Below are 488 nucleotides of genomic sequence, written 5' to 3'. Positions count from 1 at the left end.
CGTTTTTTACGACATAGGTAGCGGTATAAGTTGCCGCCACTGGCTTTGTCTTGATAGATAAATTGATAAATCCATTCATGGCTAATTGAAATGCTTGATTCTATTTTTAGGCGGCCACTTATCTGCTCAGGGCTCCAGTTGTTTTTAAGGTTCTTAGATACTGTGTGCCAGACGGACTGAGAAATGCGTTTACACGCTTTATTGGATTTTCTAGCACACGCTAATTGGTGAGCGAGCATTGGCCGCCAGCCACGTTTGTTAACATTACGTTTAAACTCTCGGCTAATGGTCGATTTATGACGGTTAACTTCTTTGGCAATATCACTAATTGACAAACCTGCTCGCCTGAGACCGTAAATATGATATCTTTCAGTCTCGGTTAGCTGATGATATTTGTTCATATAACAACACCTTTAGGTTGGGGAACTGAAAAGGTAGCTCATTAGCTAACCTTTTTCTATTCCTAGGTGTTGCACTTGCTTGTTGAA

1 protein-coding gene is annotated in these 488 nt (G+C 40.8%); it reads right to left on the bottom strand.

Features of this window, described 5'->3' with window-relative positions; genetic code table 11:
* Positions 1-401: helix-turn-helix domain-containing protein (locus tag P8629_RS11480; protein WP_278166267.1), on the bottom strand; the 401-nt coding region annotated here is incomplete at its 3' end.
* Between the last annotated feature and the right edge of the window lie 87 nt (positions 402-488).

It is taken from the genome of Hydrogenovibrio sp. 3SP14C1, from assembly GCF_029625905.1.
In the GTDB taxonomy this organism is placed as follows: Bacteria; Pseudomonadota; Gammaproteobacteria; order Thiomicrospirales; family Thiomicrospiraceae; genus Hydrogenovibrio.
The sequence above is the reverse complement of the archived record's forward strand: the minus strand, read 5'-3'. Positions and strand labels throughout refer to the sequence as shown.